Genomic DNA, 25,275 nt, shown 5'->3' on the forward strand with positions numbered 1-25,275 from the left:
TGATTGAATAGTAAATATTCAGTCATTCGGTCATTCGGTCATTCAATCATTAACACCTCACAGTTGCGCGACAGCTCGTGATTTTCGCCGCATAAACGGCCACGATTCCCCTGGAATGCGTTGGTACGCAATACCTTTTCCTGTTGGAGAAGTATGTTAAAGAACTTTTAATGCCGCAAAGTTAGCGGTATTCGGGTATTTTTCTGGTTTATCTCCGACAAAAAGACCTAGCTTTGCACATTCATTGGTTCGCGCCTCCGGGCGTGATTAAAAGGGAATCCGGTGCAAATCCGGAGCAGTACCCGCTGCTGTAAGTTCAATAACGATGTCCTGGTATGATGCCACTGGGGTTGGAATGAGTGAATGCCTCAATGAGTGAATGAGTGAATATTTTTACAACAATCTAATATTCACTCATCGCACCGGCGACCCGGTCACTCATTCGCACATTCACTCATTCTCCCGGGAAGGCGCCAGCGATTTGAACGAGCCAGAAGACCTGCCGTTGAACAATCCGGTTTTGCTTTCGGGAAGAAAGGCAAGAGGACACGGCAGGCTGCATTGCGGCTGCGCTACTCCCTGCATTCTCCCATAAGTTATTTTCTAATTTATGCGGAAATCCAAATGATTCAGTATCTGCTTATCGACTCCCTGCTCCTCGGCGTGCAGCATTCCTTCGAACCCGACCATATGGCGGCGGTTTCAGTCCTGGCAACAGAAGAAAAACAAACTACTACCCAGCCAGATGCTGCCGAACCCGGCCGCGACCAACGGGGTGCGATGCGCTGGAAACTCATTTGGCGGTCGTCGCATTGGGCGCTCGGGCATTCGCTCACGCTGATTTTGTTCGCTATCCTCGTGCTTTTGCTCAAATCCACGATGTCGCTGCACATTGCCGACCGCGTGGAAATGCTCGTTGGCCCGCTGATGATCTGGCTTGGCGTACAAGCGATCCGGCGGAATTTCAAAACAGAATCACCGGCTCCCGCGCAACGTAAGGTGAGCCGTTCGTTCTGGGTGGGAATGGTGCATGGCCTCGCGGGTACCGGCGGCGCATGTGCGGTGGCGCTCACATTAGCGGCACGCGACGCGATGACGGCCGTATGGATCATCATTCTGCAAAGCGTGGGCATTATCCTCTCCATGTCGGCATATGGCTATTTTTTCGCATTTTCGATAGGTCGTTTTGCGGGAAAGCGCGAACGTTTTCTGATGATCGTCAACTACCTCGTCGGCGCGTTTTCGATCATCATCGGCGCGATAACTCTCTTTGAATCATTTCAATCTTAACAATGCATACCCAATTCTACCAGCCCGCCCGTGTTTCCGTTGGCGGATTAATGCTTTCCATTCTAGCCATTTCGGGCCTATACACATCGGCAGCATTTGCGCAGGAAGCCAATACCGATTCTTCCGGCAGAAAACTGCTCGATCCGGTCGTCGTGACGGCTACACGGTTCGAGACCAAAAAAGAAAAGGTCGCACAAAAGCTGGACATTATTTCCAAAGAGGATATTCAAATGACGCCGTCCGCCGACCTGACCGACATTGTCAGGAAAACGGCCGCGGTGGATGTGATCCAGTATCCTAATTTATCGTCGGGCATCGGTATCAGGGGCTTTCGTCCGCAGTTTTCCGGATTAAATCAACGGACATTGCTGCTGATCGACGGGCGCCCTGCCGGAGCTACCAACCTGTCGCAGATCAACTTGAACGGTATCGAGCGGATTGAAGTACTGAAAGGACCGGCTTCTTCGCTTTACGGCTCGCAAGCTATGGGCGGGGTGATCAACGTCATTACGCAACGTTCCAAAGGCACGCCGGGTGGTAATGCGTTTTTGGAATATGGTAGTTTCAAAACATTGCAAGCGGGTTTAAATACCGGCGGAAATATCACTTCAAAACTGAATTACGACCTGTCGTTCAGCTATCTGGAAAGGTCAAAAGATTACAAAATCGGAGAAGACAATTGGCTCCGTAATGCATTCGGCTATAAACATGCACAGAAAAATTACACCGGCCGCCCAACGGTTGAAACCGACGAAACGACGGGTGACGGTGACCGGAGACCTTTCACCAAGCTGCATTATTTCTCGGGTGCATTGAGGCTGGGCTACCAGATCAGCGATCGTTGGCGCGTGGATGTGCGCGGGGAGCAGTTCCAGGCGAAAGATGTGGAATCGCCGGGGGAGCTGTCGTCCGGAAGTACCGAAGCAAGCACCAAAGACGTGGACCGGCAGGCGATCGACATCTCGCTAACAGGCCAAATCGGGCAACACAACCCTAGTGTGAAAGTGTACGCTTCGGAAGAAAACACCAAAAACTACACGCAAAATGTATCCGGCAAGCCGGTTATACCCTTCCGTTCGGCGCAGGGGCATAATGCGTGGAAAGGCATTCAAGTGAAAGACCTCTGGAAGCTTGGCCGCCATTCGCTGATACTGGGTTACGATTATCTCAATGCTTCCACCACCAGCCGCCGCTGGACCAACGACACCACAGAGCGCGCCCCTACCCAGCCGGAATATGCATTGATATCAAGCGCGTTCTTCGCACAGGCACTACTGAATGTCGGAAAATTCACCCTGCAACCCGGCATCCGCCTCGACCACATCACCTTCGATGTCCGCGAAACGCCGCTATTGCCTACCTATAAATCCGGCAAGAAAACGACCCCATTTACCAGCCCCAGCCTCGGCATTACCTACTCCTTGCTGCCATCACTTCGCGCGAAAGCCAACATCGGCCGTGCATTCGTCACCACCGATGCATACAGCGTGGCCGGCTATAATGAAATCCGCGACTCGAAGGGCCGCATTGCTGTCACAGCGGGCAACCCCGATCTAAAAAACGAAAGCAGCCTGAGCTGGGATCTTGGCCTCGATTTCAACAAGCCGCAGTCCGGATTCGCAGCCAATGTGACTTTTTTCAGCACAAAAGTCGAGAACCGCATTGCCAAGATCATCAAAGTGGTGAACGAGCCGCTGGAAAATGGCGACGTGATTACTTCAAGGGCCACATTTGTGAATGCAGCCAATGCTGAAATCACCGGCCTGGAAACCGAGGTATCGTACGATTTCGGGGCAAGGAGCGATTACAGGTATTCACTGAAAGCATTTTGGAACGGCAATTCTATAATTAAGGCAAAAGAACTAATCGTAGGAACAGACGAGTCCGCAGTACGCCGCGACATCCAGAACGTCGCACGCAATACCTTTAATTTTGGATTGGCTTATGACAATTTGAAATGGCTTCAACTGAGGCTTTCGGGCAGGGCCGTCGGCAGAAGGAAGGATATCGACTATACAGACCCCATTAACCCAGAAATCGAGTACCCGCAATACATGGTACTCGATTTCGTAGCACAGTTCAAAATCTCAGGCGGACATACCATTGCATTGAAGCTAAACAATGTTACCGACGAAAATTATTACGAAAAACGCGGCTATAACCTGCCCGGCCGAGCGTTATCTGTGCGGTATTTGAAAAATTTCTAAGGATTACAAAGCCTGATCGCCTTCACCGGCCGATCGGGCTTTTTCCCTTTCCAGCTCCGCCTTTCGCGCAAGAAACCAATTGCTCATCCATTGCCTGTCCTCCTCTGATCTTTCGCCATTCCACACCATCATCGGGCCCTTTGGGTCTTCGTCCTCCCATAAGTCAGCCTGTTTGTTTCTCTTTTTCGATATAGATTCCATAGTTAAATATAAGCAAATTAGAAATATGAATCAATAAGTTTCTTCGCGTTGACTGCGTCCATAATCATGCGCAAGCCGAAGATATGCCGGGCGCCAAATCTTTCGTAGTAAGGGATTAGTCTGTTCTTTGCATCGAAGTAAATACATCCATCCGTTCCGCAATCAGACGACACCTTGCAGCACAATGCAACCATGGCTTTTCCTACCCCATTGTAAACCGGCTTACCATGTTTGTTGGTTTCACTGATTTCCATATTAGTACATTCAAGTGCACCGTGAGTCGGCCTGAATGCTACAAGACCCTGAATTGTTGGATCGTTTGCTGCCTGCAACTTATAGACCAGGAAATTCGTAGTGAGCATCAGAAAATCAAAATCAAAAGATCGCCTGGTGTCAGCCAATTCCTTTAACGTCGCAGGCGAAGCAATCGCACCTACTTTCGCGCCGGTTGCATTAAATGTAAAAGCAGAGGATAGTGTGTATATTTTTTTCATAAGACAAAAATAACACACGCAATAGCAACGAACGGTCGTATTCCAACCGTCTGATAATTAGCATTAGACGATTAATTCCAATTTATATCACTACCGAAACAAACTCACCTGCTCCGCGATGATCTTCCAGCCTTCGGGGCGGAGCTGCCAGACGCGGGTGAAAAATCCACTGACGGCCTGGCCGCCTTTACCGGCTTTGGCATTGCCGAAACAGTATGCGAGATCGCCTGATTTGGAGATTCCCTGTCCTGATTTGACAAATTCGTAAGAGATGATTTTCAGTCCAGCCAGCGTACCAAGCGCCTCGGACTTTGTTTTGCCGAATGGCCGGTCGCTGCGCAGCAACACTACCTCGTCGGCCAGGTATTGCTTGTAGGCTTGACCCGCATCTTTTGCAGCTGCCGCCGAAAATGCCTGCTCCAATGCCCAAACTTGCGTATCGCCACCATTCACTTTTGCCACCGGCGCGACGAATGCATACGCCGTGTTGCTTTGCGGCTCGGGATTGTCGCGGAATGCTTGGGTAGCGTCTTTTTGAGAATGGATCACACCGCCATCCAGCATTACCTTGAACTGCCCGGTCGCATTCTTTTTCCAAACCGAAAAAAAGTATCCCGAGCCTACCGCTGCCTGTGACCTGTCGGCCAGAAACTGGAATGGCCCGGAAGTAAACCCCATATCGCCGCCCTGAGAAACGTGACCGATCAGCGGGTACCATTTCAAAAGATCCTTTCCTCCCTTGGGTGCCTGGCTATATTGCGCAATGCCGTTCACCGCACCCTCGCCGTTGAATATCACGCCTGCGCTGTCCAGATAGGCGAGAAAGGCAGTGGGCACATCGGTATCTACCGCCTTTGCCGCAAATGCCTTTTCTTCACGGATCAGCAATGCGAGGTCGGGGTCGATCTGCTGTGACTTTCCGCTATATACGAAGCACAGGACCAATGCGGCGCAAAGCGCGCATGACCGACCAAACTGGCCGGCCGTGCAATGTTTGATTTGCAGAGGAAAGAACATCAGAATTCAATTTGAGCGCGGATTTCTCCTCCCGCATGAATAATGTTGTGGATATTGAAATAATACAGCCCGTTCAGCAGCTCTGCTTCTTTGATCTTCACGCCATCCACCATCACCGAGTTGGAATATTCACCCGATAAGGTTTGGGGGAAATTGGCAAAAAAATCGTGTTGAATAGGTGCATTCGCCCCGCGGGGAGCTGTTCCATGAATGTGTGAGCCGGTCGGTGTGGCTTTCAGGTCCTTCCATTTGATGAAATAACTTAGCAAATGCGTCGATTTGTTGTACATCACATCCACTGTTCCCGTTGCTACCGTGGAGACGCCCGGCACCTGCTGCGATCCTTCCAGCGGCAAACCTTTGGCAACGACAATGTGCGGTTGGTCGTAGAATTCGATCTGCCCGCGGATTTCACCACCTCCGTTTGTGGGTGTGTGAATGTTGAAATAGTACAGCCCGTTCAGCAGGTCGGTTTCGTTGATCAACGTGCCGTCTACCATTACCGAACCCGAGTACGAACCGGTCGTAGTCTTCGGAATGTCGTTAAAGAAATCATACTTGATTGTCGCATTCGTGCCGCGCGCAGCCGTCCCGTGTATGTGCGCGCCCGTGGGAGGACCCGTGAGGTTGGCCCAGTTGAGCGTAAACGTGAGCATGTGCGTGGTTTTGTTATACGAAACGTCGGCCCAGCCTGTCGCCGGCGTAATCTTGGCCGCTGTCTCCTGCGAACCGCTCAGCGGTAAACCTTTCTGTGTCACAACATCCTGCGGGGTATCGTGGTCATCGCATGCCGAGAACAGCGCGAGGAGCAACCATACCAGTCCAAACTTGCGTAGAACTTTCATCATTTGGTTTGTTGGGTTGAGTTTGAAAGAATTATTTAAAGCATTCCTCTAAAATTACAATTATTTAGGAACAGTTGCAGGTAACACAGATCAATAAAACGTTAAGAAACAGGAATTTGTAAACCCCGGGTATTTCCTCTACTTTTTCCGGCGTTGGTCGATATAATTTCATCGGTACCTATCTTTTCCATTCATTTACTTCATCATTTCAAAACGCGCCTATGGAAACGTCCTTCCTGGAAAAACAAGTACGGCTTCCGTTTTCAAACCGGACGGTTTCCTTCAAATATGCGCTGGTGCACGCGTGCTACTGGCTGCTGGTTACGGGCTTTTTCCTGTACGAAAAACGGTACCTGATTTACAAGGCAAGTCTCAATTTCTTCGCGATCTGTGTGGTGGCCCGGGTGGCGCTGCTGATCGTGATCGCGTACCTGAACCTGCATTATTTTTTACCCAAATACCTGTTAAGGAAGAAGTATGGTCAATATTTCGGGCTGGTGCTGCTTTCCATTCTCGGTTACCTGTTCATCCAATCCTTCTTTGACTACTACCTGTATGGATATGTGATCGGCCCGATGCGGAACAGCAATATCGTGGAGGCGCTTTCCTATAATTTTTTCAGCACGCTCTGGTACCTCGCATTAATGGTGGCCCTCAAACTGAGCATCGACTGGTACGAGCAACAGCGCATTCTGCAAAAGATAGTGGTCGAAAAGCTCAATGCAGAGGTCAATTTCCTACGCTCGCAGGTGAACCCGCATTTTCTTTTTAATATTCTCAATAACCTGTATGCATTGACCTTGAAGAAATCGGACCTCGCACCGGAAGTGGTGCTGAAACTGTCCGAAATGATGGAATACATGCTCTACGACAGCGACGACAGCACGGTTTCGCTCGATAAGGAGATCAGCTATTTGCACAATTACATTGAACTCGAAAGGATCCGTTACGACAACAATCCCGACATTTCACTGGAAGTAGCCGGTAATCCCGATGGCAAGGAAATAGCCCCGCTACTGCTGCTGCCATTGGTCGAAAATGCCTTCAAACACGGTGTCAGCCGTAAATCCGACAAAGGCTGGCTGCACGGGAAGATACGCGTGGGCGCGTCGGCGCTGGAAATAACGATCGAAAACAGCAAATCGAATGCAACTGCAAGGGATAGCAAAGGGGGCATTGGGCTGGCCAACCTCCGAAAGCGCTTGGAACTGCTGTACCCGTCGCGCCACAGCCTGCGGATCGATGATCAACAGGAACGTTTCAGTGTATTTATGGAAATCAATTTTGCCAATGCTTAATCAGAACCAGTCATGAAAAAGTACATCCTGCTACCGCTATTGTTACTGACAGCGGCGATCGCACCCGAAACAGTATCGCCCGAACCCGAAATATACGTCGCGGCTACCCCCTGCGATGCCGTACCGAGGCATTTGCTCGCCGTACCTGCCAATCTCGATTGCGAAATGATCAAATGGCGCCTCACCCTCCGCCGCGATCCGCGCAACCTCGGTCGCGATGATTTCAAATTGCAATACACCTACGGCATGACCAAACCCGGCACGGAGGGATTTATGAACGACGGTTTCAGCAAGGAGCTTTCGGGAAAATGGGTTATTGCCAAAAACACAAGCAAGCTGCCTGGCAAACAGGTTTTTACATTACAACCCACTAATTCCCAAAGCAATATCACGCTGCTGCAAATGAGCGATCGTATACTGCACTTACTGGATACGCAGGGAAATCTGATGATCGGCAATTCGGGTTTCAGTTATACTTTCAACAGGCAAAACGCCAATTTGTAAAACCATCTGTTAGCCATGAAAACGCTATTATTCATCGCTGCCTGCCTTTTGATAATGCATGAAGCGACCGCACAGTCCGCGACACCTTTGAATATACCTTCCAAAACCACTACACGCCAGCCCATCGCCGAAGGTGCGAATGTGTGGGGTGTCTTTCACGGTCGCGTGCCTTGCCAGACAATGGCGACGGTGATTCACATTTCCGTTGAGCCCAATTGCACCAAGTTGAAATGGGGCTTCACATTCTACCAGGACCCGCAGAGCAAAAAACCGACGACCTATACATGGGACGGCTCCCTTTTCCGTAACAAGCCCCGGACCGGCAAATGGGCGCTCATCCAGGGTACGGCCGACGATCCCGACGCGACCGTCATCCAGCTGGACCCCGACCAGCCTGAAAAATCGGTCTTTCTGCTGAAAGGCGACGAAAATGTATTATTTATACTCGACGGTTCGAAAAAACTCATGGTCGGCGGAGAATACCTGAGCTACACTTTCAACCGCGTATCCAACTGATTTTCCACCTGATTCTGCCGGGCAAAAACCACAACGTATGCTGCAATGCGTGATCATCGACGACGAACCTCTCGCAAGGGAGATTCTGGAAGAATATCTGCAAAAATCGGGGATTACCGGTGCCGTGCAATTCAGCAATGCGCGTGACGCGCTCGCGTACCTGCAAGCGCACGAGCCGGATACACTGTTCCTGGATATTGAAATGCCGGAAATGAACGGTATCGATTTCCTGAAATCCCTTTCGCAGCCCCCCGTCACCGTTTTCACCACCGCCTACCGCGATTATGCATTCGAAGGTTACGAGCTCGGTGTGATTGATTTCCTGCTCAAACCGATTTCGTACGCCCGCTTCCAACATGCCCTCGAAAAGGTCCGCGACTTTCTACAACTCAAAGAGCAGAACACAAACCTCGAACAGAACCTTTCGGAGGAAAAACCCGACTTCATTTTCGTCAAAAGCGGCGTCCAGCGCGTCCGCCTCGCATTCGAGGACATTTCCCACATCCAGGGCCTGAAAGACTACGCCATCATCCACACCGCTACCGGCAAAGTCGTGATCAAAGGCTCGGTTAAAGCCATGCTCGACATTTTCCCACCCGCCCGCTTCCTGCGCGTACACAAGTCGTTCATTGTTGCTACCGATAAAATCCGCCGCATCGAAAGGAACCGGATCATCTGGGGAACGCATCAGATTCCGATCGGGAGGAGTTATCGGGAGGAGGTAATGCGGGTTGTGGGCCGGTGAATCAATGAGACCGCGACTTCGGACATTGTATTGAGTGAGTGTGCGCGAATTAAGCTATATTTATTAATGTTCTAACAACAACCAACGATCCTTAGAAAATGGAAAAGCACATTAAAATTAATAAACCAATGCCTGAAACATGGAAAAAGGCGCTCGCCGAAAAGAGGGAATGGGCGCGAAAGGTTCAGGCAGGAGAATTGCCTGATTCCACTAAAAATAAACCCAAAGACTTTGCCTGATCAATATCCAATTTTTTCAAGTCAGGAGAATTCCGGTTCATACCAATTCTTTTTTGACACCACACACGGTCATCGGTATTTTGTCAGGTTCACGCCTGCACATTACCTATTTCAAACGAGGTGCATTCCTTGCAAAAATGTCTTCGAAGTATCTTTCCATCACGAGGGGGAAAACGCCGAGTCGGACCCGCGGATTAAACAGACGATCATACACCTAATTTTGAAGTTCATAAGCGAACACCGCGGCCCTGTTGTATATGTTTGTGACAATTTAGATAACAAGGAGCGCGGTCGCCAACGGCTTTTTAATCGTTGGTTCCAGGAGTTGAGATTAGACGAATTCAGGCTCGAATCCACTATCATCGAGTTCGAACACTATACACAAATTGTCGGAATCATCACATTTGACTGGGACCTGTCCGCCGACGATTACTTTAACTTTTTAGAAATATTTTGACAGTTTGTATACGGACAACTCGCGTCCGAAACCGAACAGATAATCAGGCCTAAAACTGCATCCACAGCGTAGCAGTAGCCTTTTACCCCCTTGGTACAATTGTTGAGCCCGCACGTCAGGAAACGCTGACAAACCCGACTGCCTCATGCTGCTCAATTACCTCAAAATCTCTTTCCGCCGGTTGTGGACGGACAAGACCAGCTCTACGATCAATATCCTTGGCCTGGCTTTGGGCATGACCTGCTGCCTGGTCATCTTTGTATTTGTCCGGTACGAGCTCGGTTTTGATAGCTTCCATTCCGGGTCGGAACGGACGTTTCGGATTGTTGAGCACAGCAAAAAGGCCGATGGCATCCAGCATTGGCCTACTACGTCATACCCGCTGGCGGCTGCGATACGCGAAAATGTAGCTGGCGCAACGGTTACGCAAACGGCAGGGCCGCTCGACAGGACCATCAGTTCCACAGACAGCCGCGGCACTGTGCACCGGTTCCAGGAAAACAGATTGATGTTTGCCGATGCACAATACCTTCAAACATTCGATTTTCAAAAGCTTCATCCGAAGGGCATCTGGCTTGCAGGGAATGCTGAAACTGCATTCGCGCAGGTAAATGCGGTGGTACTGACGCAAAAACTGGCCGAGCGCTATTTTGCGGAATATGCCGGAAATCCGACACAGATTATCGGTAAGACCCTTATGCTCAACAACACCGATCCGCTGGTGGTGTCGGGCGTGATCCGTAACCCGCCGGGCAATACGAACCTGCTTTTCGATATGCTGGTCAATTACCAGTTTTTCAAAGCTAACAACCCCTACCAGGCAGGCAACTGGTCGGGAAATTATCAGGGAACCACTTTTGTGACACTTCACGACGGCGTAACCCCTGCTGCATTCGAGACGCAGCTCGCGGCGATGAAGAAAAAATACATGAGCAAGGAGGACGACAGCCGCATTGCCTACCTGCTGCAACCGCTCGCCGAGATCCATACCGAACCGCTTTATGAAGATTTCCTCGGCGGATATCTCGTAGGGCGGGATGTGCTGTGGGGCCTTGCCAGCCTCGGCGTTTTCCTGATCCTGATCGCTTCTTTCAACTTCATCAACCTCACCACCGCCCGTGCATTACGCAGGCGCAAAGAAGTAGGTGTGCGCAAGGCGGTTGGCAGCACGCAGGGACAGTTGTTTTTACAATTCGTGGGCGAGACATTCATCGTGACATCGCTCGCTGGCGCTATCTCGTTGCTTGCGATGGGTTTGCTGCTCAATTGGCTCAATCACTCACTCAGTGTCATCCACCTCGACCTGCGCCCCGATACCACCGTTTGGCTCTTTTGCGTATTCCTCGTTGTAATAGTAGCCGTGTTAGCCGGTTTTTACCCGGCAATGATCCTATCCCGGTTCCGGCCGGTTCAGGCACTCAAAAATGCTGTGAGCACCGAACGCAGCAGGTTCTCGCTAAGACAGGCGCTGATCGTGGGGCAGTTTTGTATTACCTATGGGCTGCTGGTGGGCACGTTTGTCGCATCCGGACAGATGAATCTGTTCAAAAATAAGGACCTGGGTTTCGTCAAAGATGCCGTGATCACCATCAATGGCCCGCGGAACCAGGTAATGGGCAAAATGGAGACATTCCGGCAGCAGCTATTGCAAAATCCGTCGGTGAATGCGGTGAGCTTTTCATCCGGGGCGCCGATCACCAAAAACTACTACGGCACGAATTTCAGGCTAAAATCGGAAGATCAGGCCATGGACCGTCAGGCGGAAATGAAAGTGGTAGACTTGCATTATAATTCGCTTTTCGATCTGAAAACGGTAGCAGGCCGCTGGTTTAACAACGGTAATATCGTCCCAAACGGCTCGGCATTCAACGGTTTTGTCGTCAACGAAACGATGGTCAGAATGCTCGGACTTACGCCGGAAACAGCCTTGGGAAAAATGCTGACCATCAGCGAAGGCGAGGCGCCCATTATCGGTGTCGTGAAGGATTTCCACAATGTATCGTTGCAGCAAACGATCGTCCCCTGCGTGATTATGTGCTGGAACAGTGATTTTTACGAACAAATACATGTGGCGTTGAATGTGGCGGGCGGCTCGTGGCTACAAGTCGGAGGTACGCTTAAAAACATCGAGCAAACCTGGAAAAGCATATTCCCGCAGGATGTTTACCAGTACACGTTCCTCAATGAATCGCTGGCGAAAGGCTACATGGTAGAAAGCCTGGTTTTCGACGCATTCCGCATCTTTGCCGCTATTTCGATATTTATTTCCTGTCTCGGGTTGTTCGGTTTGGCGACATTCGCCGCGCAGCAGCGTACGAAGGAAATCGGTGTTCGCAAAGTACTGGGCGCTTCGGTAGCAAGTATTATATCGCTGCTTTTCAGCGACTTTCTACGCCTCGTCCTGATCGCGATCGTAATAGCTTCCCCCATCGCGTGGTATGCAATGGAAAACTGGCTGGAAGATTTCGCGTATCGTATTGAAATGCGGTGGTGGATCTTCGCTGTCGCGGGGATATTGGCTGTCGGGATTGCATTGCTTACGGTAAGTATCCAAAGCCTCAAAGCGGCACTTATGAACCCCGTTCGCTCATTGAAAACGGACTAGCCTATCGGGTTGCCGGATCTTGCGAATGACCAAGCGCATTTACCAGTTGCAATGCATCCTTGTCGTGCGCATTCAGTGCCAACACCTTCCGTGCGTACAGCAACGCCCCGTCGCGGTTATCCATCCGATAGTAGGCGGACGCAATGCGGCTCAGCACGGAAATGTCCGCGGAATCGATGGGCAGCTGCGACCGCAGCGAAACCACCTCCTGCACCAGCGTACGCACGGGTGCGAGGTTCAGGCCGGAGGTATTGTTACTAATCGCGTAGTCCAGGTAAGGAATCGCTTTTTCGGGCTCGTCTTTTTTCAGGAATAATACAAAGAGATACCGGGCCGACTCGAACGATGGGGCAACACTGAATGCCTTTTGAAAACTGAATAATGCACTTCGCTCATCCCCTAGCTGCCCGCTGAGCATTGCGGATCGGGAATATAATGCAGCGTCATTAGGCTGCTCCAAAATCAGTGCCTCCACGATTTCCCTCGCTTCCTTATAATTTCTGCTTTCGATATAGTGATTATAAGCCTGATCCATCGCATTTTCCCACGAAATGCGCCGGTACGCCAGGTCAAACGCAACTCGTTCTTCAAAAGTCCCGGTTTTTACAGAATCCCGATCCAAAGCGGCATTGAACGGCCAGCTGTTTTTCAAATTAGCTACCTTATAAACACCCGCCAGCGAGTCGATGACCGGAACCGGCATGTCCCTGCTGAGCTGCGCAAAAGACATTTCCGCGCCCGGTGCCGGGGAGATGAATTTCGCCTTTTTCAATGCCTCGTAAAATGCATCCGACATCAATGCATACCCTTTCAAATCGGGATGCACATGTTCCAATATCAAGTCCTTCCCGATGATACCGCCGGGTGAATTGGCTTCAAAAACATCATGCGTATCCACCAGATGTGCGTTGGAATGGCTTTTAACAAGCTGACCGATTATTTCATTGAATGCTCCCGGTGCCCTGAAACGCAGTCCGTCCAGATCGCGCGCCTTCGAAAAATACTGGCGTGCGGAGTTCATATTTCCGCGGGCATACTCCTGTTTTCCTAAATTATAGGTTGAAACCGCATTGGCCTCAAAATCCTCCGGAAACTGGTTGTTTTTTAAAGGAAAGCTAAAAAACGGCTTTAAATCAGCCTCGTTACTCACCAGGTTACTGATAAAAACCGGCACATTGTGTTCAGCCAAAATGTCCAGTATTTCGTCCATATTGGCCCTGAACTGCTCCACGCCCCTCTTATACAAATCCGATTGAAAAGGGATCTGCTGCTCGGCCACCATGCGCTGCATGCGTGTACCGTCGTTTTCGGATTTACCGGAAGCGTCCAGCACCGTTACTTTCTGATACAAATTCGCCGCCAGTTGCATGATTTTTAGCGAACGCACCCGCAACACCGCATTCACCAACGCCGGATTACCGCCAAATTTTTCAGTGGAACCCACACCCATGGCACCATAATACTCATTGTGCCCGGCGTAAATTAAAACCGCGTCGGGCTGATAATCCACCAACTCGCGCGCGAAGCCGAGCACGGTGTAGGAATTTACGGCCGTCAGGGCAAGGTTAACGATCTCGAAATGCTGGTCCGGGAATGTATTGGCCAGGCGATATTGCAGCCAGCGATGAAACGAGCCATTGTGAAAATAAGGGTACCCAATGGTGGTCGACTCGCCCAAAACGAAAATGCGACGGGTACCGGCTGGCTTCGCTTTCAGAAAAGGCTCCACATTGCCGGTCGTCGCATTCTTCTGGTTGATGAAGTATCGTTTGGACGCGTCAGGGTTTAGGAATAGGTAATTTTTGTTTTGCGGGTACTCGATGAAGAGGCTGAGATCGTTGCCATAGTGGAACCATCGCAGGCCGCATTCCAGCAACAGTATCAACAGCAACGGCAATGCCATGCTGATAATCCTGAACAGCCACGTCCGCTTCCCGCTCATAGTTGCCGCCGACGGCACATATACTTGCATATCTCTCATAAGTCACACTTAACCCAGGGCTTAAGCCCTGGGATGTGGGGGGCCTCTGCCCTGGGATGTGGGGCCTCAGCCCTGGGACACACTGGGCGCCTACTATGTGCTACGCGCAGCCTAGTACCCCTCGTTCTGCTGCCACTTCGGGTTCCGGGCCATTTCGTTCACCGGAATCGGCGCCAGGTACTTCTGGGCAAAATTGGTATTGGCAGGAATCGGGTTCTCTTCCGCACTGCGCTCGGCCACGATTTTGGGCAACAACTGCAACCGCACAATGTCGAACCAGCGCACGCCAAACTCGCCCGCGAACTCGTACGCACGCTCGTACACGACCGAATCGCGGAATGCGGTAGCCGAAAGTCCAGGCGTGAGGTTCGGCAAGCCTGCGCGTTTCCGCACCTCGTTGATCGCCGCGTAACTCGCTGCCGTAGGGCCGCCTCCCGACATCGCAGAAGCCTCGGCATAAGCCAGCAATACGAGCGGATAGCGGATAATATCATACACCTTATTGGTACTCGGGTTGATCGAATTAATGGCCGTCTCCGTTTCCGAAACGCCGTCGCCATTCAACCCTGCGCGGAATTTCTTGTAGTAAGGATGCCGCGCATGCGTTTCGGGCGAATCCCAGGACACGAGTTTAAAAGTCTTGCCGTCAGGCTGGCGCAGTTTCAGAGTCGTGTAAAAGGTATCGTCGGTACGTTTGCATTTCGGGGCCTTTTTGTAAAAGTTGATTTCGGGATAATAATCGTCCCATCCGCTCGAACCGTTGGTAGCCACCTCGTCCAGAGGAACGCAGGAAGAACCCGCGCTGCGCAATGGCAAGCCGCCATTCACATTGTATTGCAACCCGAAAATAGATTCAGGACCATTGTTGGTTGTGAAAACCTGCGCGTAAGGTGTACTCAGATTGAACTGCGCCGATTTCATCACGGCGTCGGCTTCGGCGGCGGCCTGTGCGTAGTTGGCGGTTTGGTTCAATGGCCAGCCTGTCATGGTCAGGTACACATCGGCGAGTAGCGAGCGGGCGGCCATCTGATCGGCTTTGCCCGGTGCACCGTCGAATTTGACCGGTAGCATTTCCTTCGCTTTCTGCAAATCGGCGATAATGGCTTCGTACACTTTCTCTATCGGGTCGCGGTCGGGACGATCGTCGACATCGATGGGCGTCAGGATCACCGGTACCGGACCGAACGTGCGCACAAGATAGTAGTAACCCAATGCGCGCAGGAAGTAAGCCTGCCCAGCCGATTGGTTCTTCTGCTCGTCGGTCGAATTCACTTTGGCATAATTCGCAATCACATTGTTGGCCTGGTAAATGCCCTGCCACGGCCCCTGCCATTGCGCCACCATGCTGAGGTTGCCGCTACCGCCACTCAGCCGGTCGAAAAGGCGGAAATCTTCCTTGTTCAAACCGGGGTCGGTCGTAAAATCGTCGGAGCCGAAATAGGAAGTACTCCGGTTGGTAAAGCCCCAGGCGCCGTCACGGGCAAACTGGACGTAAATCGCCGACACGGCTCCATCCAGATCGGACTGGGTTTTGAAATAAGTGCCCGGCGTGAGGTTGGCCTTAGGGTCCTCGGTCAGGTTCTGGCACCCCGAGAATGCCGCCGCACCCAACAGGATCGATAGTATTGAATATTTGATTTTCATAATGCGCTTTTTAAATGTCATGAAACCATTACAATCCCAGCCGCAAACCGGCCGTGTAAGTCTTGGCATTCGGGATCACACCCATTTCCAAACCCTGGGTAATGGCATTGAAGCCATTCGAAACCTCGGGATCGTAGCCCGGGTATTTTGTGATCATGAACAGGTTCTGGCTGCTCACGTACACTTCCAGGTTACGGACCCTGATTTTATTCAAGATCACGGCAGGCAGCTTGTAAGTCAGCGATACGTTTTTCAGCTTGATATAACTCGCATTGTACACATACCGGCTGCTGTTATTAAAGTTCTTGCTGGTATTGCTGAATGCCGGGTTGTCGGTCTCATTCTGCGGCGTCCAGATGTTGAGCGCGTCCTGCGTGGTAGCATTCCGCTGATCACCCAATCCGCCCCAGAGATAAGCGAGGGTTTGCGAATAAATCTGGTTGCCGTGCGTGCCCTGGAACATGAAGCTCAGCGAGAAATCGCCATAGCTCACGTCATTGATAAACCCGAAGGAATACTTGGGCGTACCGTTTCCGATCGGCATGCGGTCGGCGGCGGTGTAGGCGTGGTCGCCGTCAATGTCGGTGTATTTGGCGTCGCCGGGTTTCATGCCGTATTTGGTAGCCTCTTCGGCTTCGCTGGATTTCCAGGTACCGAGGAACTGGTAACCGTAAAATTCGCCCAAAGGCCGTCCCACACGCAGAATGGAAGCGCTGTTACCCGCCGAACCGATACCATTTACGATCACATTGTCAAGCCCGCCCAGGTCGGTTACCTTGTTCCGGTTGAATGAAATATTGAAATTGGTCGTCCAGCGCAGTTTGCCCGAAACTACCGGCGTGCCGCCTACCGAAAACTCGATCCCGCGGTTCTCCACGCTTCCGATGTTGCGCAGGTAATCGCCGCCACCCATGTAAAATGGCGCCTGATAGTTATAAAGCAGGTCGGAAATGTTCTTTTTGTAGGCATCCGCCGTGAATGTCAACCGGCCACGGAGGAAGGACGCATCCAAACCGACGTCAAACTGCTCGGTACGCTCCCATTTCAGGTTTTTGGAAACCGGCGCGCCCAGTGGTGTGGCGACGCTCGGCGTAGAACCGTCGTAGTAATATGCCGGTTGCGGGCCTCCTGTGCTGATCTGCGCGATGGTTGCGTAGGCGCCCACAGCCTGGTTACCGGTTTGTCCATAGCTCGCGCGCAGTTTCAGGTCGGAAAACACGCGGGAATCTTTCATAAAGTTCTCATTGGCCACATTCCAGCCCAATGCCAGCGATGGAAAAGTGCTGTATTTCTGAGTCAGGTGGGAAGAACCATCGGTACGGACTGCCGCAGTGAGCAGGTATTTGTCTTTGTAGGAATAATTAACCCGTCCCATGTACGATTGCAATGCATCCTGCGAATAGCCCGAGCTGGTTAGCTGCGTAGCACCGAGGCTCAGGTTATAGTATCCCAAAGCGTAGGACGACAGGTTATTAGCACGCGCATTCAGGGAAGTATTATTGCCATTTTGCTGCTCGTACAAAGCCGTAACCGTGATCGAGTGGTCGCCGAAGGTGTTTTTGTAAGTCAAAAAATTACTGTTCTGGAAAAACCCGCCGCGTGACGCATTGCCTTCCGCGTACAAAACGCCATTGGTCGTACCCGGCCCGAACAGGTTTTGTGTGAAGCCTGTGCGGATTTCGTAAGTATTTATTGTTGTAAACGAAAGCCCTTTCAGAATGCGGTAGGTCAAAATCGCCGTACCGGTCACATTCGCCTGGCGGTTATCGAACTGCTGGTTGGTGGCCCTTGAAATGGGATTGTACTGGATCGAACCATAAGGCGCGGTGTAAATGAACTGGCCGGTCGCCGGGTCGCGTACGGGCGAAGTCGGGTCCCATTCGGTAGCTTGCGTAAACGGATCGACCAAATCCCCTGAATAGCCATTGTTACGGCTTTGGGGCAGCATTGCCGCTACATTGAATTTCAAATCGATTTTATCGTTCAGCTTCGCGTCGATGTTCGCGCGCAGGGTAGTTCTTTTATAATATTGGTTCAAAATCAAACCCGGCTGATCGAGGTAGTTGGCTGAAAACAGATAGCGGATATTGGAAGAACCGCCCGACACATCGAGCTGGTAATTCTGTATCCACGGCTCCTGGTGCAGCTCGTCCTGCCAGTCGGTACCGCCATTGGCTTTCAGTTCGGCGAGCCGCTGGTCGGAGAATGCAGGCGCATTTCCGGTTGAAGCAAACTGCGCATTCACGGTTCTGGCAAAATCATATGCATTCATCAGATCCAGCTTACGCGGAATGCTCGCCTTGCTGAACCAGGTGCTGAAATTAACCCTTGCCTTACCCTCCTTGCCCGTTTTGGTAGTGATCAAAACCACCCCGTTCGAACCTCGCGAACCGTAAATAGCTGCCGAGGAAGCATCTTTCAGGATTTCGAGCGACTCGATATCATTGGGATTAATGGACTCGATATTACCGCCCACAAAACCGTCGATCACATACAACGGCTCGTTGTTACCGGTAATGGAGTTCGCCCCGCGAATGCGGACGTTCAATCCACGCCCGGGCTGCCCGCTCGAACTCGAAACGGTGACGCCCGAGGTGGTTCCCTGCAATGCCTGCTCCACGCGCACCAGCGGACGTTTGGCGATTTCACGTGCCGAAACACTGCTGGAAGCACCGGTGACGTCGCTCTTGCGCTGCTCGCCGTAGCCTACAACCACGATTTCGTCCAGCCCGCGCTCGCTTACCTGCATGCTCACGTCAATGCTCGTGCGCCCGCCTACGACCACTTCCTGGCTCGCATACCCCACGAAACTATACACCAGCACCGCACCGGATGCCGATTCGTCCGGGATTTCGAGCTCATACTGGCCTTCCGCATCGGTGGTAGTACCGCGCTGGGTGCCTTTGAGTACAATGCTCACGCCGGGTAATGCGTCGTTCTTCTCATCGGTGACCTTACCGCGGATATTGATCACTTTCGGAGCCGCATCCGGGCTGACAGTGCTTGCACCGGGCTGGTTATCCAGCGATGACTCTGCACCGGCCGGCACTGTTTGGGCCGGTGGCAGCTGAGTTTGGCGCAGGCTTTGTTTCAGTTCGCGTACCGAGCCCGCGTCGGCGTCTTTGGGAAAGATGGCGTAGATCTTGCCATGCTTTTTGTATTCCAAACCGTTCGCTTTCAGGACACGGTCAAGTGTTTCCTCTATCGCTTCTCCGTTACGGCTCTGGTACTGCACCTGCAACGACTTGATTTTGTCATTGTGGTACATAAAATATACGGAATGCCGCTTTTCGAGGTCGCGCAGGACCTGGTCGAGGCTTCGGTAGGATGGCTGCTCGCTGCGTTGGGGTTGCGGGACCTGCCCGCGGGCGAACGTCTGGGCATTCGCCACAGAACCGCCTACGCATAGCAATCCCATCATGAGTAAGTCGATCTTTTTCATGAGCATTGGTTGAAGGTTTCGATAAAATTTTAGCTGCTAGTCAGGTCGGCCCCGGATCGTCACCCGGTGCTCCTCGTGTGTAATGGTTATGGGAAGGATGCTTTCAAGTGCGCTGAGCAGATCGCCCATGTTGTCGGTCGGGACGATGCCATTCACAATTTGCCTTTTCAATGAATCATTTTCGATGGTAACGGTCACTCCATACGTTTCCTGAATAAGCACGGCGATTTCGGCCAGCGACGCATCGTTCAACGTCCAACGGTTATTTTTCCAGGAATACATCGGGCTTGCGTCGGGCAGGTGGCGTACGTGCAGGCGCTGTTTACTACGGGAGAAATCGACCAGGTCGCCGGGCTTCATCCGGATCTCCTTTTCGGACCGGTCATGCAGCTGCAAATGCACCAGGCCTTCGCTCAGTACTACCTGCGTCTGATCCTGCCGGGTATTGACATTGAATTCCGTCCCGCGCACCTCCACATTCAAGTCGTGTGTGTGAACGGTAAATTTCACCGCGTGCCCCGCTTTTTTCAGTTTACTTACACTAAAAAACGCCTCGCCTTCCAGCCACACCTCACGCTCGGTACGCCTGCCCCAGCGATCGGCCACACGCATGCTGGAATTCGCATTCAGCGTCACCAAGGTACCATCGGGCAGCAATACCCGCCGCGATTCGCCGAATGCGGTGTGGTAGGTATGCTTCTGGCCCGTCCGGTAAAAATACCCGCCGAATGCGACGAGGAGCAACACCACCGCCGCAGCGGCTTTCAGCCAAATCACCCGGTTTCTGAAATTGATTACTTTCCGATTTTTCCCTTCTTCAATGCCCTGCCAAATGCGGTCGACGGTCTCCGAGCCCGGTGCCGGAACTTCATCAGAAGCGGCGAGCAACACCATTTGGCGTGCCAGTTCGATGTCGCGGGCTTTGGTGGGATTGTTTTTCAGCCAATCGAGCCAGAAGTGCTCCGCTTCGGGCGTAGGATGAAGCACCCAGCTGCAAAAAAATGCATCGGTTGCAAAATCCTCCGGCTCAAATGACAAATAGTACATTGGAAAGTCTGGTTTCATCCTCCAAAAAACAAATGGAGGATTGCAGTGCAGATTACCCCAGAGAATGGGGTTTTTTTTACAAAAATTTTAAATAGCTGAGAACAGAGCTTTCAAACAGCTGAAAAGCTTGAAACAAAGCTTCTGATACTTCCTTCCGTCATTTAAAAATGACGGCAATGGATTGATCTTTTTGTTACTGTTTTCAAATCAATGCAACAGAAAATCCAATGCCATACTTCCTTCCGTCATTTAAAATGACGGCAATGGATTGATCTTTTGTTACTGTTTTCAAATCAATGCAACAGAAAATCCAATAAAGCTCTTTCAAATCAATGCAACAGCAAATCCAATGCCGTCATTTTTAAATGACGGTTAAAGAGTTAGGATGATCAATAGAGATAGGATAATCTCAGAATAGCCTGATAACAGCTCTCTCAGCCCTTTCATGGATTTTTGCAGGGTGTTGTGCACCGATTGCAGCGAGATGTTCATGATTTCGGCGATTTGCTGGTGGTTGAACTCGTGAAAGTAGCGCAGGTTCACCACCTCCTGCTGGCGCGGGGGCAGTTGCGTGAGTGCGCGGCCGAGCGCGCGGGAGCGGCCCTGCTCTTTCTCGGTGTCGATGAGCTCGCTTTCGGTGGAGACGGAGAAAAACCGGTGCTCGAAAGCGGAAAGCTCCGCCCCGGCACCGGCTGCGTTTCGGTTTAACGGATGCTGCGTGATCTTGCGGCGCAACACCCGGAAAAGATAATATTTGATGCTATCGGTGTCCGAAAGCCTTTTGCGGCTGTTCCAGAGTTCGATGAACATGTCTTGGATCGAGTCTTCGACAAGCTGCGTGTCCACGGTAAGTTTATGGCCATACCGGTAAAGCATGTCGATATGGGATTTGTAAAGCATTGAAAAGGCCGTTTCATCCCCGCTTCGGAAACTTCTCCACAAGTCTGAGTCATTCATAGGAAATGGTGCCGGAAAAATGGTCTGTAAGTCCGGCAAACCTAAAATCCTACCCTTAAAAAAAGCTTAACAAAGCATTAACAAGCCCCGTTTCAAGCCAATTTTTTAAACAATTTCAATAAAAAATTGTTCAATAGCCTTTTTACTACTGACTATCAAGGCTTTAAAAGCGTACCATCGCTCTTTCGCACCGTCCACCGAGACTTCGAACCAATCGGATATTTAGCCGCTTCCTTCTCATTAATGTCGATACCTAGGCCCGGCGTTTCGTTCACATAATAATAGCCGTTCTTAATCGTCGGGCAGCCCGGAAAAACTTCCTGCACCTTCTCGCTGAACCGCTGCGACTCCTGGATACCGAAGTTCCATACCGCGATATCTATATTGTTGTTGGCGGCGTGCCCTACCGGCGAGGTATCACCCGGTCCGTGCCAGGCAGTTTTTACATTGAACCACTCGCCCAGTCGCGCCACTTTCATAGCCGGGGTAATGCCGCCGAGTTGCGAAATGTGGCAACGGATATAGTCGAATAGCTGGTGCGCCATCGGGTCGCGGAATTCGTTGATATTATTAAAAAGCTCACCCATCGCGATCGGTACCGTGGTGCTCTGGCGCAGCTGTTTGAACCAGCCCATGTTCTCGGGCGAGAATGGATCTTCGATGAAATACGGACGGTATTCTTCCAGGCCTTTGATCATGTTGATGGCGTCCATCGGCTCCACGAGCTCGTGCATATCGTGCAGCAGTTCAATGTCTTCACCACACCGTTTCCGCACGGCTTCGAACATCTTCGGAACCCGTTTCAGGTAGGTGCGCTGGTCGGAGAAGTCGTCGGAAGCCCTGCCGAAACCTGCCGTTTTGAAATCCGGCTTCACCTCGTCCATAGCCCCTACCCCGCCGTAGCCGCCCTGCTGAATGCGGATGTGACGAAAACCTTCCGACATATATTGCTGTACCTTGTCGGCGATGGCCTCGGGCGTGGGGCCGCTTGCGTGCGTGTAGGTATCCACCGCGATGCGCGCCTTGCCGCCCAACAGCTGATACACCGGCATTTTGGCACGCTTACCCTTGATATCCCAAAGTGCCTGATCGAGGCCCGACAATGCATTGTTCAGCACGGGACCATTGCGCCAGTACGAACTCACGTACGCCGACTGCCACATATCCTCGATATTGTCGACATCCTTCCCGACGCAAAACTCGTTCAGATAAATATTCACGGCCGGAATCACCACCATGGCACGTTGCGTGAATGTGGCGCAGCCCAGTCCGTACAGTCCCGGTTCGGACGTTTCTACCTTCACGATCACCAGGTTGGAACCACCGGGCGCCGTGGTGATAGCGCTCACTTTGGTAATGGTCACAGGCGCCATACCCTTGGCATATTGTGGCGTTTCGTAGCGTTCGGCGCGTGCCTTGGGGCTCTCGAAGAGCGATAGCAGTCCGGCTGTGGAGCCTGCCGCGAGCAGCTTCATCGCGTTCCGGCGGCTGGTTTCCGTGGGGTTTTCTTTTTTGTTCATTATGTACAGGTTTAGTGTTACTTCAATGCAAATGCAATGTAATTCCCGCCGATTTTCTGCCCGCGACCGCCACCGGCTGCGATGACAATGTACTGCTTGCCGTCGACCTCGTAGCTGATCGGCGTAGCGAAGCCGCCGGCCGGCAATTGGTATTCCCAAACGGTTTTGCCCGTTTTCTTATCGAATGCACGGATCTTCTCGTCTTTGGTACCAGCTATGAAAACTAACCCTCCCGCCGTCACGAGCGGACCGCCATAACTGTCGGTACCGGTGATCGGGATGCCTTTTTTGGTCAGTTCGGGATACTCGCCGAGCGGCACGCGCCAGAGGTATTCGCCGGTATTCAAATCTATCGCATTTAATGTACCCCACGGTGGCTTCACACCCGGATAGCCATTCTGATCGGTGAAGCGCTGCCAGGTTTTACTCACGTACGCAGGCATATACGGGAAGCCGTCTTTGGAGGCCGGTTTAGCGGCTGCATTAGCGGTTTGCACATTCGCCGCGCCTTGTTTTTCCCGGTTTAAAAGAAAATCAATCAATGCATCATGCTCCTTGTCCGACAGGTGCCCGAACGATGGCATACGACCGCTGCCGGTTTTAAGAATGCCCTTGATCTGAACCGGACTTAATTTCTTGCCGATATCCACCAATGCAGGCAGTTCCGGGCCACTTCCTTTACGATCCTGGCCGTGGCAAGCCGCGCAGTTTGCCAGGTAAAGCGAGTTACCCAGTGTCCGCGGCGCCTCCGATTTCTTCTGTGCAGCGTCCACCATTATCAGCTCCCAGGGTTCCTCATTCACATTCTGATAGAAAACCCCTTCCGGATCGACCGCATTACCGCCCCATTCGGCTCCGCCGCTGTAACCGAACAGCAATGTACCCGTCGTGCTAGGCGGCGCGAATTTGTGGTCTGTTTTAATTTTGAGAAAACGCTCCTGCACGTAAGCGTGCGCCTCGGGAGAAATGTCTGTAATGTCCGCTTCCGTAAAAACCTGCCTCGAGAGCGGCGCGGGTTTCAATGGAAACTTCTGGGTCGGATAAGGATGCTCGCCCGGGAGACCATTAACCGGCACTTTCCTTTCTTCAACCGGGAAAATGGACGTTCCATTGTCGCGGTCGAGCACGTAAACGAGGCCGTCCTTGGTACTTTGAACGACAACGTCGACACGTTTCCCGTTGCGGGTAATGGTCGTCAGGTTCGGCGGACTAGGGTGGTCGCGGTCCCAGAGATCGTGGTGGATCGTCTGGTAATGCCACTTCCGCTTGCCGGTTTCGGCGTCGAGCGCCATAATGCAGTTGGCGAAGAGATTACTCCCTTTCCGCGCGCCGCCGTAGAAATCGGAGGCCGGCGATCCTGTCCCAAAATACACGATGCCCCGTTTTTCATCGAGACTCATGCCGCTCCAATTGTTGGTAGCGCCGATCTTCTTGTACGCATCCTTCGGCCAGGTGTCGTACCCATATTCTCCGGGCTGTGGTATGGTGTGAAAAACCCATTTCAAATCACCGGTAACGACGTCGAATGCGCGGATATGCCCAGGCGCGGCGTCTCCGGATTCCGAAACCGCCGAGCCCAGTATGAATGTATTTTTAAAAACAATGCCCGGACTCGTCGCATTCACGGAAAGTTTGCTCACGTCGTGATCCAAGCCTGTCTGCAAGCCCGCATGAATATCCACCCTACCCTCTTTGCCAAAGCGCTTCACAATCTCTCCCGTAACCGCATTCACGGCATACAAACTCGACCCGACCGTATACAGTATACGTTTATCATCCCCGTTCTCCCAGTACACAACGCCCCGGTTCGAATTAAGGCGATCGTCCTTGAATGGCTCGAATTTCCAGATCTGCTCGCCGGTTCCGGCTTTCAATGCGAAGAGTTTCAGCTCCGGCGTCGTGCCGTAGAGCACGCCGTTTACCACAATCGGCTGACATTGAATGGCCCGGTTGCGTTGTCGGCCGGGATTGGCCGGGTCCGGCTTTTCGGAAGCGTCGTACATCCAGGCTACCTGCAAGTTTTGTACATTACCTGTATTCACCTGATCCAGCGGCGAATATCGGTTTCCGGCTTTGTTACCACCATAGTTAGGCCAGTCTGCTCCGGCCGCAGCTCCTGGGCCAGACGGTATCTGCCCTGCTTTGCCGGGCCCCAAACCGCTGCCCAACATTATCGCCACGCACAATGTACCCACCGACAAGCCAATGCCCTTTTTCCAAAGCGCCGACCGCAAAAACTGCTCACTTCCCATTAATCTCAGAGTTT

Annotated in this window: 20 protein-coding genes and 1 riboswitch; of the genes, 9 read left to right on the forward strand and 11 right to left on the reverse strand. The window is 51.9% G+C overall.

Translation table 11 applies throughout. The features are described from left to right. Positions 1-228: 228 nt before the first annotated feature. Positions 229-521: riboswitch (cobalamin riboswitch) on the forward strand. A gap of 103 nt (positions 522-624) precedes the next feature. Together BLQ88_RS20745 and BLQ88_RS20750 are read left to right on the forward strand one after the other, a co-directional pair. Further along, positions 625-1,290, forward strand: coding sequence for a HupE/UreJ family protein (locus BLQ88_RS20745; RefSeq protein ID WP_090154322.1), 666 nt, complete (start codon positions 625-627; stop codon positions 1,288-1,290). Positions 1,291-1,292: 2 nt separating this feature from the next. Then, on the forward strand, positions 1,293-3,497 hold the full coding sequence (locus BLQ88_RS20750; protein ID WP_090154026.1) for a TonB-dependent receptor plug domain-containing protein: 2,205 nt from the start codon (positions 1,293-1,295) through the stop codon (positions 3,495-3,497). A 3-nt stretch (positions 3,498-3,500) separates the two neighbouring features. Here the strand turns inward: BLQ88_RS20750 and BLQ88_RS20755 are convergent, their stop codons facing one another. From BLQ88_RS20755 to BLQ88_RS20770, 4 genes are all read right to left on the reverse strand, one after another. Continuing rightward, positions 3,501-3,698 carry a hypothetical protein gene (locus tag BLQ88_RS20755; RefSeq protein WP_090154027.1) on the reverse strand — a complete coding sequence of 66 codons (198 nt, stop codon included), beginning with the start codon at positions 3,696-3,698 and terminating at the stop codon, positions 3,501-3,503. A 17-nt stretch (positions 3,699-3,715) separates the two neighbouring features. After that, positions 3,716-4,192 carry a hypothetical protein gene (locus tag BLQ88_RS20760; protein WP_090154029.1) on the reverse strand — a complete coding sequence of 159 codons (477 nt, stop codon included), beginning with the start codon at positions 4,190-4,192 and terminating at the stop codon, positions 3,716-3,718. A 90-nt stretch (positions 4,193-4,282) separates the two neighbouring features. Next, on the reverse strand, positions 4,283-5,209 hold the full coding sequence (locus tag BLQ88_RS20765; protein WP_090154031.1) for a nuclear transport factor 2 family protein: 927 nt from the start codon (positions 5,207-5,209) through the stop codon (positions 4,283-4,285). Beyond that, positions 5,209-6,057 carry a CHRD domain-containing protein gene (locus tag BLQ88_RS20770; protein ID WP_090154033.1) on the reverse strand — a complete coding sequence of 283 codons (849 nt, stop codon included), beginning with the start codon at positions 6,055-6,057 and terminating at the stop codon, positions 5,209-5,211. Before BLQ88_RS20770 ends, BLQ88_RS20765 begins: the two co-directional genes overlap by 1 nt. Before the next feature lie 218 nt (positions 6,058-6,275). On the opposite strand from BLQ88_RS20770, the gene BLQ88_RS20775 reads away from it, so the two are divergent. From BLQ88_RS20775 to BLQ88_RS20800, 7 genes are all read left to right on the forward strand, one after another. Further along, on the forward strand, positions 6,276-7,352 hold the full coding sequence (locus tag BLQ88_RS20775; RefSeq protein ID WP_090154035.1) for a sensor histidine kinase: 1,077 nt from the start codon (positions 6,276-6,278) through the stop codon (positions 7,350-7,352). Between the two features lie 12 nt (positions 7,353-7,364). After that, positions 7,365-7,856 carry a copper resistance protein NlpE N-terminal domain-containing protein gene (locus BLQ88_RS20780; protein WP_090154036.1) on the forward strand — a complete coding sequence of 164 codons (492 nt, stop codon included), beginning with the start codon at positions 7,365-7,367 and terminating at the stop codon, positions 7,854-7,856. Positions 7,857-7,871: 15 nt separating this feature from the next. Beyond that, entirely contained in the window at positions 7,872-8,372 is a 501-nt protein-coding gene (locus BLQ88_RS20785; protein ID WP_090154038.1) for a hypothetical protein, read from the forward strand. Positions 8,373-8,409: 37 nt separating this feature from the next. Beyond that, entirely contained in the window at positions 8,410-9,117 is a 708-nt protein-coding gene (locus BLQ88_RS20790) for a LytR/AlgR family response regulator transcription factor (RefSeq protein ID WP_090154041.1), read from the forward strand. A gap of 98 nt (positions 9,118-9,215) precedes the next feature. Beyond that, entirely contained in the window at positions 9,216-9,356 is a 141-nt protein-coding gene (locus BLQ88_RS36780) for a hypothetical protein (protein ID WP_176885048.1), read from the forward strand. Beyond that, positions 9,349-9,813, forward strand: a complete 465-nt coding sequence (locus BLQ88_RS37580; RefSeq protein WP_090154043.1) for a DUF6169 family protein — start codon at positions 9,349-9,351, stop codon at positions 9,811-9,813. Before BLQ88_RS36780 ends, BLQ88_RS37580 begins: the two co-directional genes overlap by 8 nt. A 145-nt stretch (positions 9,814-9,958) precedes the next feature. Then, positions 9,959-12,418, forward strand: coding sequence for an ABC transporter permease (locus BLQ88_RS20800; RefSeq protein ID WP_090154045.1), 2,460 nt, complete (start codon positions 9,959-9,961; stop codon positions 12,416-12,418). A 1-nt stretch (position 12,419) separates the two neighbouring features. On the opposite strand, the gene BLQ88_RS20805 is transcribed toward BLQ88_RS20800, so the two are convergent. The 7 genes from BLQ88_RS20805 to BLQ88_RS20835 form a co-directional block, all read right to left on the reverse strand. Then, positions 12,420-14,399: an SGNH/GDSL hydrolase family protein gene (locus BLQ88_RS20805; protein WP_090154047.1), complete on the reverse strand. Its 1,980-nt coding sequence runs from the start codon at positions 14,397-14,399 to the stop codon at positions 12,420-12,422. 111 nt (positions 14,400-14,510) lie between these two features. Further along, on the reverse strand, positions 14,511-16,043 hold the full coding sequence (locus tag BLQ88_RS20810) for a RagB/SusD family nutrient uptake outer membrane protein (protein ID WP_176885049.1): 1,533 nt from the start codon (positions 16,041-16,043) through the stop codon (positions 14,511-14,513). Positions 16,044-16,071: 28 nt separating this feature from the next. Next, positions 16,072-19,485: a SusC/RagA family TonB-linked outer membrane protein gene (locus BLQ88_RS20815; protein WP_176885050.1), complete on the reverse strand. Its 3,414-nt coding sequence runs from the start codon at positions 19,483-19,485 to the stop codon at positions 16,072-16,074. Positions 19,486-19,521: 36 nt separating this feature from the next. Then, positions 19,522-20,532, reverse strand: a complete 1,011-nt coding sequence (locus BLQ88_RS20820; protein ID WP_176885051.1) for a FecR family protein — start codon at positions 20,530-20,532, stop codon at positions 19,522-19,524. Between the two features lie 372 nt (positions 20,533-20,904). Continuing rightward, the gene (locus BLQ88_RS20825) at positions 20,905-21,489 is read right to left on the reverse strand and encodes an RNA polymerase sigma factor (RefSeq protein WP_090154054.1); all 585 of its coding nucleotides are present in this window, start codon (positions 21,487-21,489) and stop codon (positions 20,905-20,907) included. 155 nt (positions 21,490-21,644) lie between these two features. Then, positions 21,645-23,009 (reverse strand): enolase C-terminal domain-like protein, encoded by a 1,365-nt coding sequence (locus tag BLQ88_RS20830; protein ID WP_090154056.1) that lies wholly within the window; start codon positions 23,007-23,009, stop codon positions 21,645-21,647. Positions 23,010-23,026: 17 nt separating this feature from the next. Then, positions 23,027-25,261 carry an outer membrane protein assembly factor BamB family protein gene (locus tag BLQ88_RS20835; protein WP_090154058.1) on the reverse strand — a complete coding sequence of 745 codons (2,235 nt, stop codon included), beginning with the start codon at positions 25,259-25,261 and terminating at the stop codon, positions 23,027-23,029. Between the last annotated feature and the right edge of the window lie 14 nt (positions 25,262-25,275).

The organism is Dyadobacter soli, from assembly GCF_900101885.1.
Lineage (GTDB): Bacteria > Bacteroidota > Bacteroidia > Cytophagales > Spirosomataceae > Dyadobacter > Dyadobacter soli.

What these genes read in the sequence shown, in the direction of transcription:
- BLQ88_RS20745 (WP_090154322.1), top strand. Translation starts at nt 625, where the DNA reads ATGATTCAGTATCTGCTTATCGACTCCCTGCTCCTCGGCGTGCAGCAT.
- BLQ88_RS20750 (WP_090154026.1), top strand. Translation starts at nt 1,293, where the DNA reads ATGCATACCCAATTCTACCAGCCCGCCCGTGTTTCCGTTGGCGGATTA.
- BLQ88_RS20755 (WP_090154027.1), bottom strand. Translation starts at nt 3,698, where the DNA reads ATGGAATCTATATCGAAAAAGAGAAACAAACAGGCTGACTTATGGGAG.
- BLQ88_RS20760 (WP_090154029.1), bottom strand. Translation starts at nt 4,192, where the DNA reads ATGAAAAAAATATACACACTATCCTCTGCTTTTACATTTAATGCAACC.
- BLQ88_RS20765 (WP_090154031.1), bottom strand. Translation starts at nt 5,209, where the DNA reads ATGTTCTTTCCTCTGCAAATCAAACATTGCACGGCCGGCCAGTTTGGT.
- BLQ88_RS20770 (WP_090154033.1), bottom strand. Translation starts at nt 6,057, where the DNA reads ATGATGAAAGTTCTACGCAAGTTTGGACTGGTATGGTTGCTCCTCGCG.
- BLQ88_RS20775 (WP_090154035.1), top strand. Translation starts at nt 6,276, where the DNA reads ATGGAAACGTCCTTCCTGGAAAAACAAGTACGGCTTCCGTTTTCAAAC.
- BLQ88_RS20780 (WP_090154036.1), top strand. Translation starts at nt 7,365, where the DNA reads ATGAAAAAGTACATCCTGCTACCGCTATTGTTACTGACAGCGGCGATC.
- BLQ88_RS20785 (WP_090154038.1), top strand. Translation starts at nt 7,872, where the DNA reads ATGAAAACGCTATTATTCATCGCTGCCTGCCTTTTGATAATGCATGAA.
- BLQ88_RS20790 (WP_090154041.1), top strand. Translation starts at nt 8,410, where the DNA reads ATGCTGCAATGCGTGATCATCGACGACGAACCTCTCGCAAGGGAGATT.
- BLQ88_RS36780 (WP_176885048.1), top strand. Translation starts at nt 9,216, where the DNA reads ATGGAAAAGCACATTAAAATTAATAAACCAATGCCTGAAACATGGAAA.
- BLQ88_RS20800 (WP_090154045.1), top strand. Translation starts at nt 9,959, where the DNA reads ATGCTGCTCAATTACCTCAAAATCTCTTTCCGCCGGTTGTGGACGGAC.
- BLQ88_RS20805 (WP_090154047.1), bottom strand. Translation starts at nt 14,399, where the DNA reads ATGAGAGATATGCAAGTATATGTGCCGTCGGCGGCAACTATGAGCGGG.
- BLQ88_RS20810 (WP_176885049.1), bottom strand. Translation starts at nt 16,043, where the DNA reads ATGAAAATCAAATATTCAATACTATCGATCCTGTTGGGTGCGGCGGCA.
- BLQ88_RS20815 (WP_176885050.1), bottom strand. Translation starts at nt 19,485, where the DNA reads ATGAAAAAGATCGACTTACTCATGATGGGATTGCTATGCGTAGGCGGT.
- BLQ88_RS20820 (WP_176885051.1), bottom strand. Translation starts at nt 20,532, where the DNA reads ATGTACTATTTGTCATTTGAGCCGGAGGATTTTGCAACCGATGCATTT.
- BLQ88_RS20825 (WP_090154054.1), bottom strand. Translation starts at nt 21,489, where the DNA reads ATGAATGACTCAGACTTGTGGAGAAGTTTCCGAAGCGGGGATGAAACG.
- BLQ88_RS20830 (WP_090154056.1), bottom strand. Translation starts at nt 23,009, where the DNA reads ATGAACAAAAAAGAAAACCCCACGGAAACCAGCCGCCGGAACGCGATG.
- BLQ88_RS20835 (WP_090154058.1), bottom strand. Translation starts at nt 25,261, where the DNA reads ATGGGAAGTGAGCAGTTTTTGCGGTCGGCGCTTTGGAAAAAGGGCATT.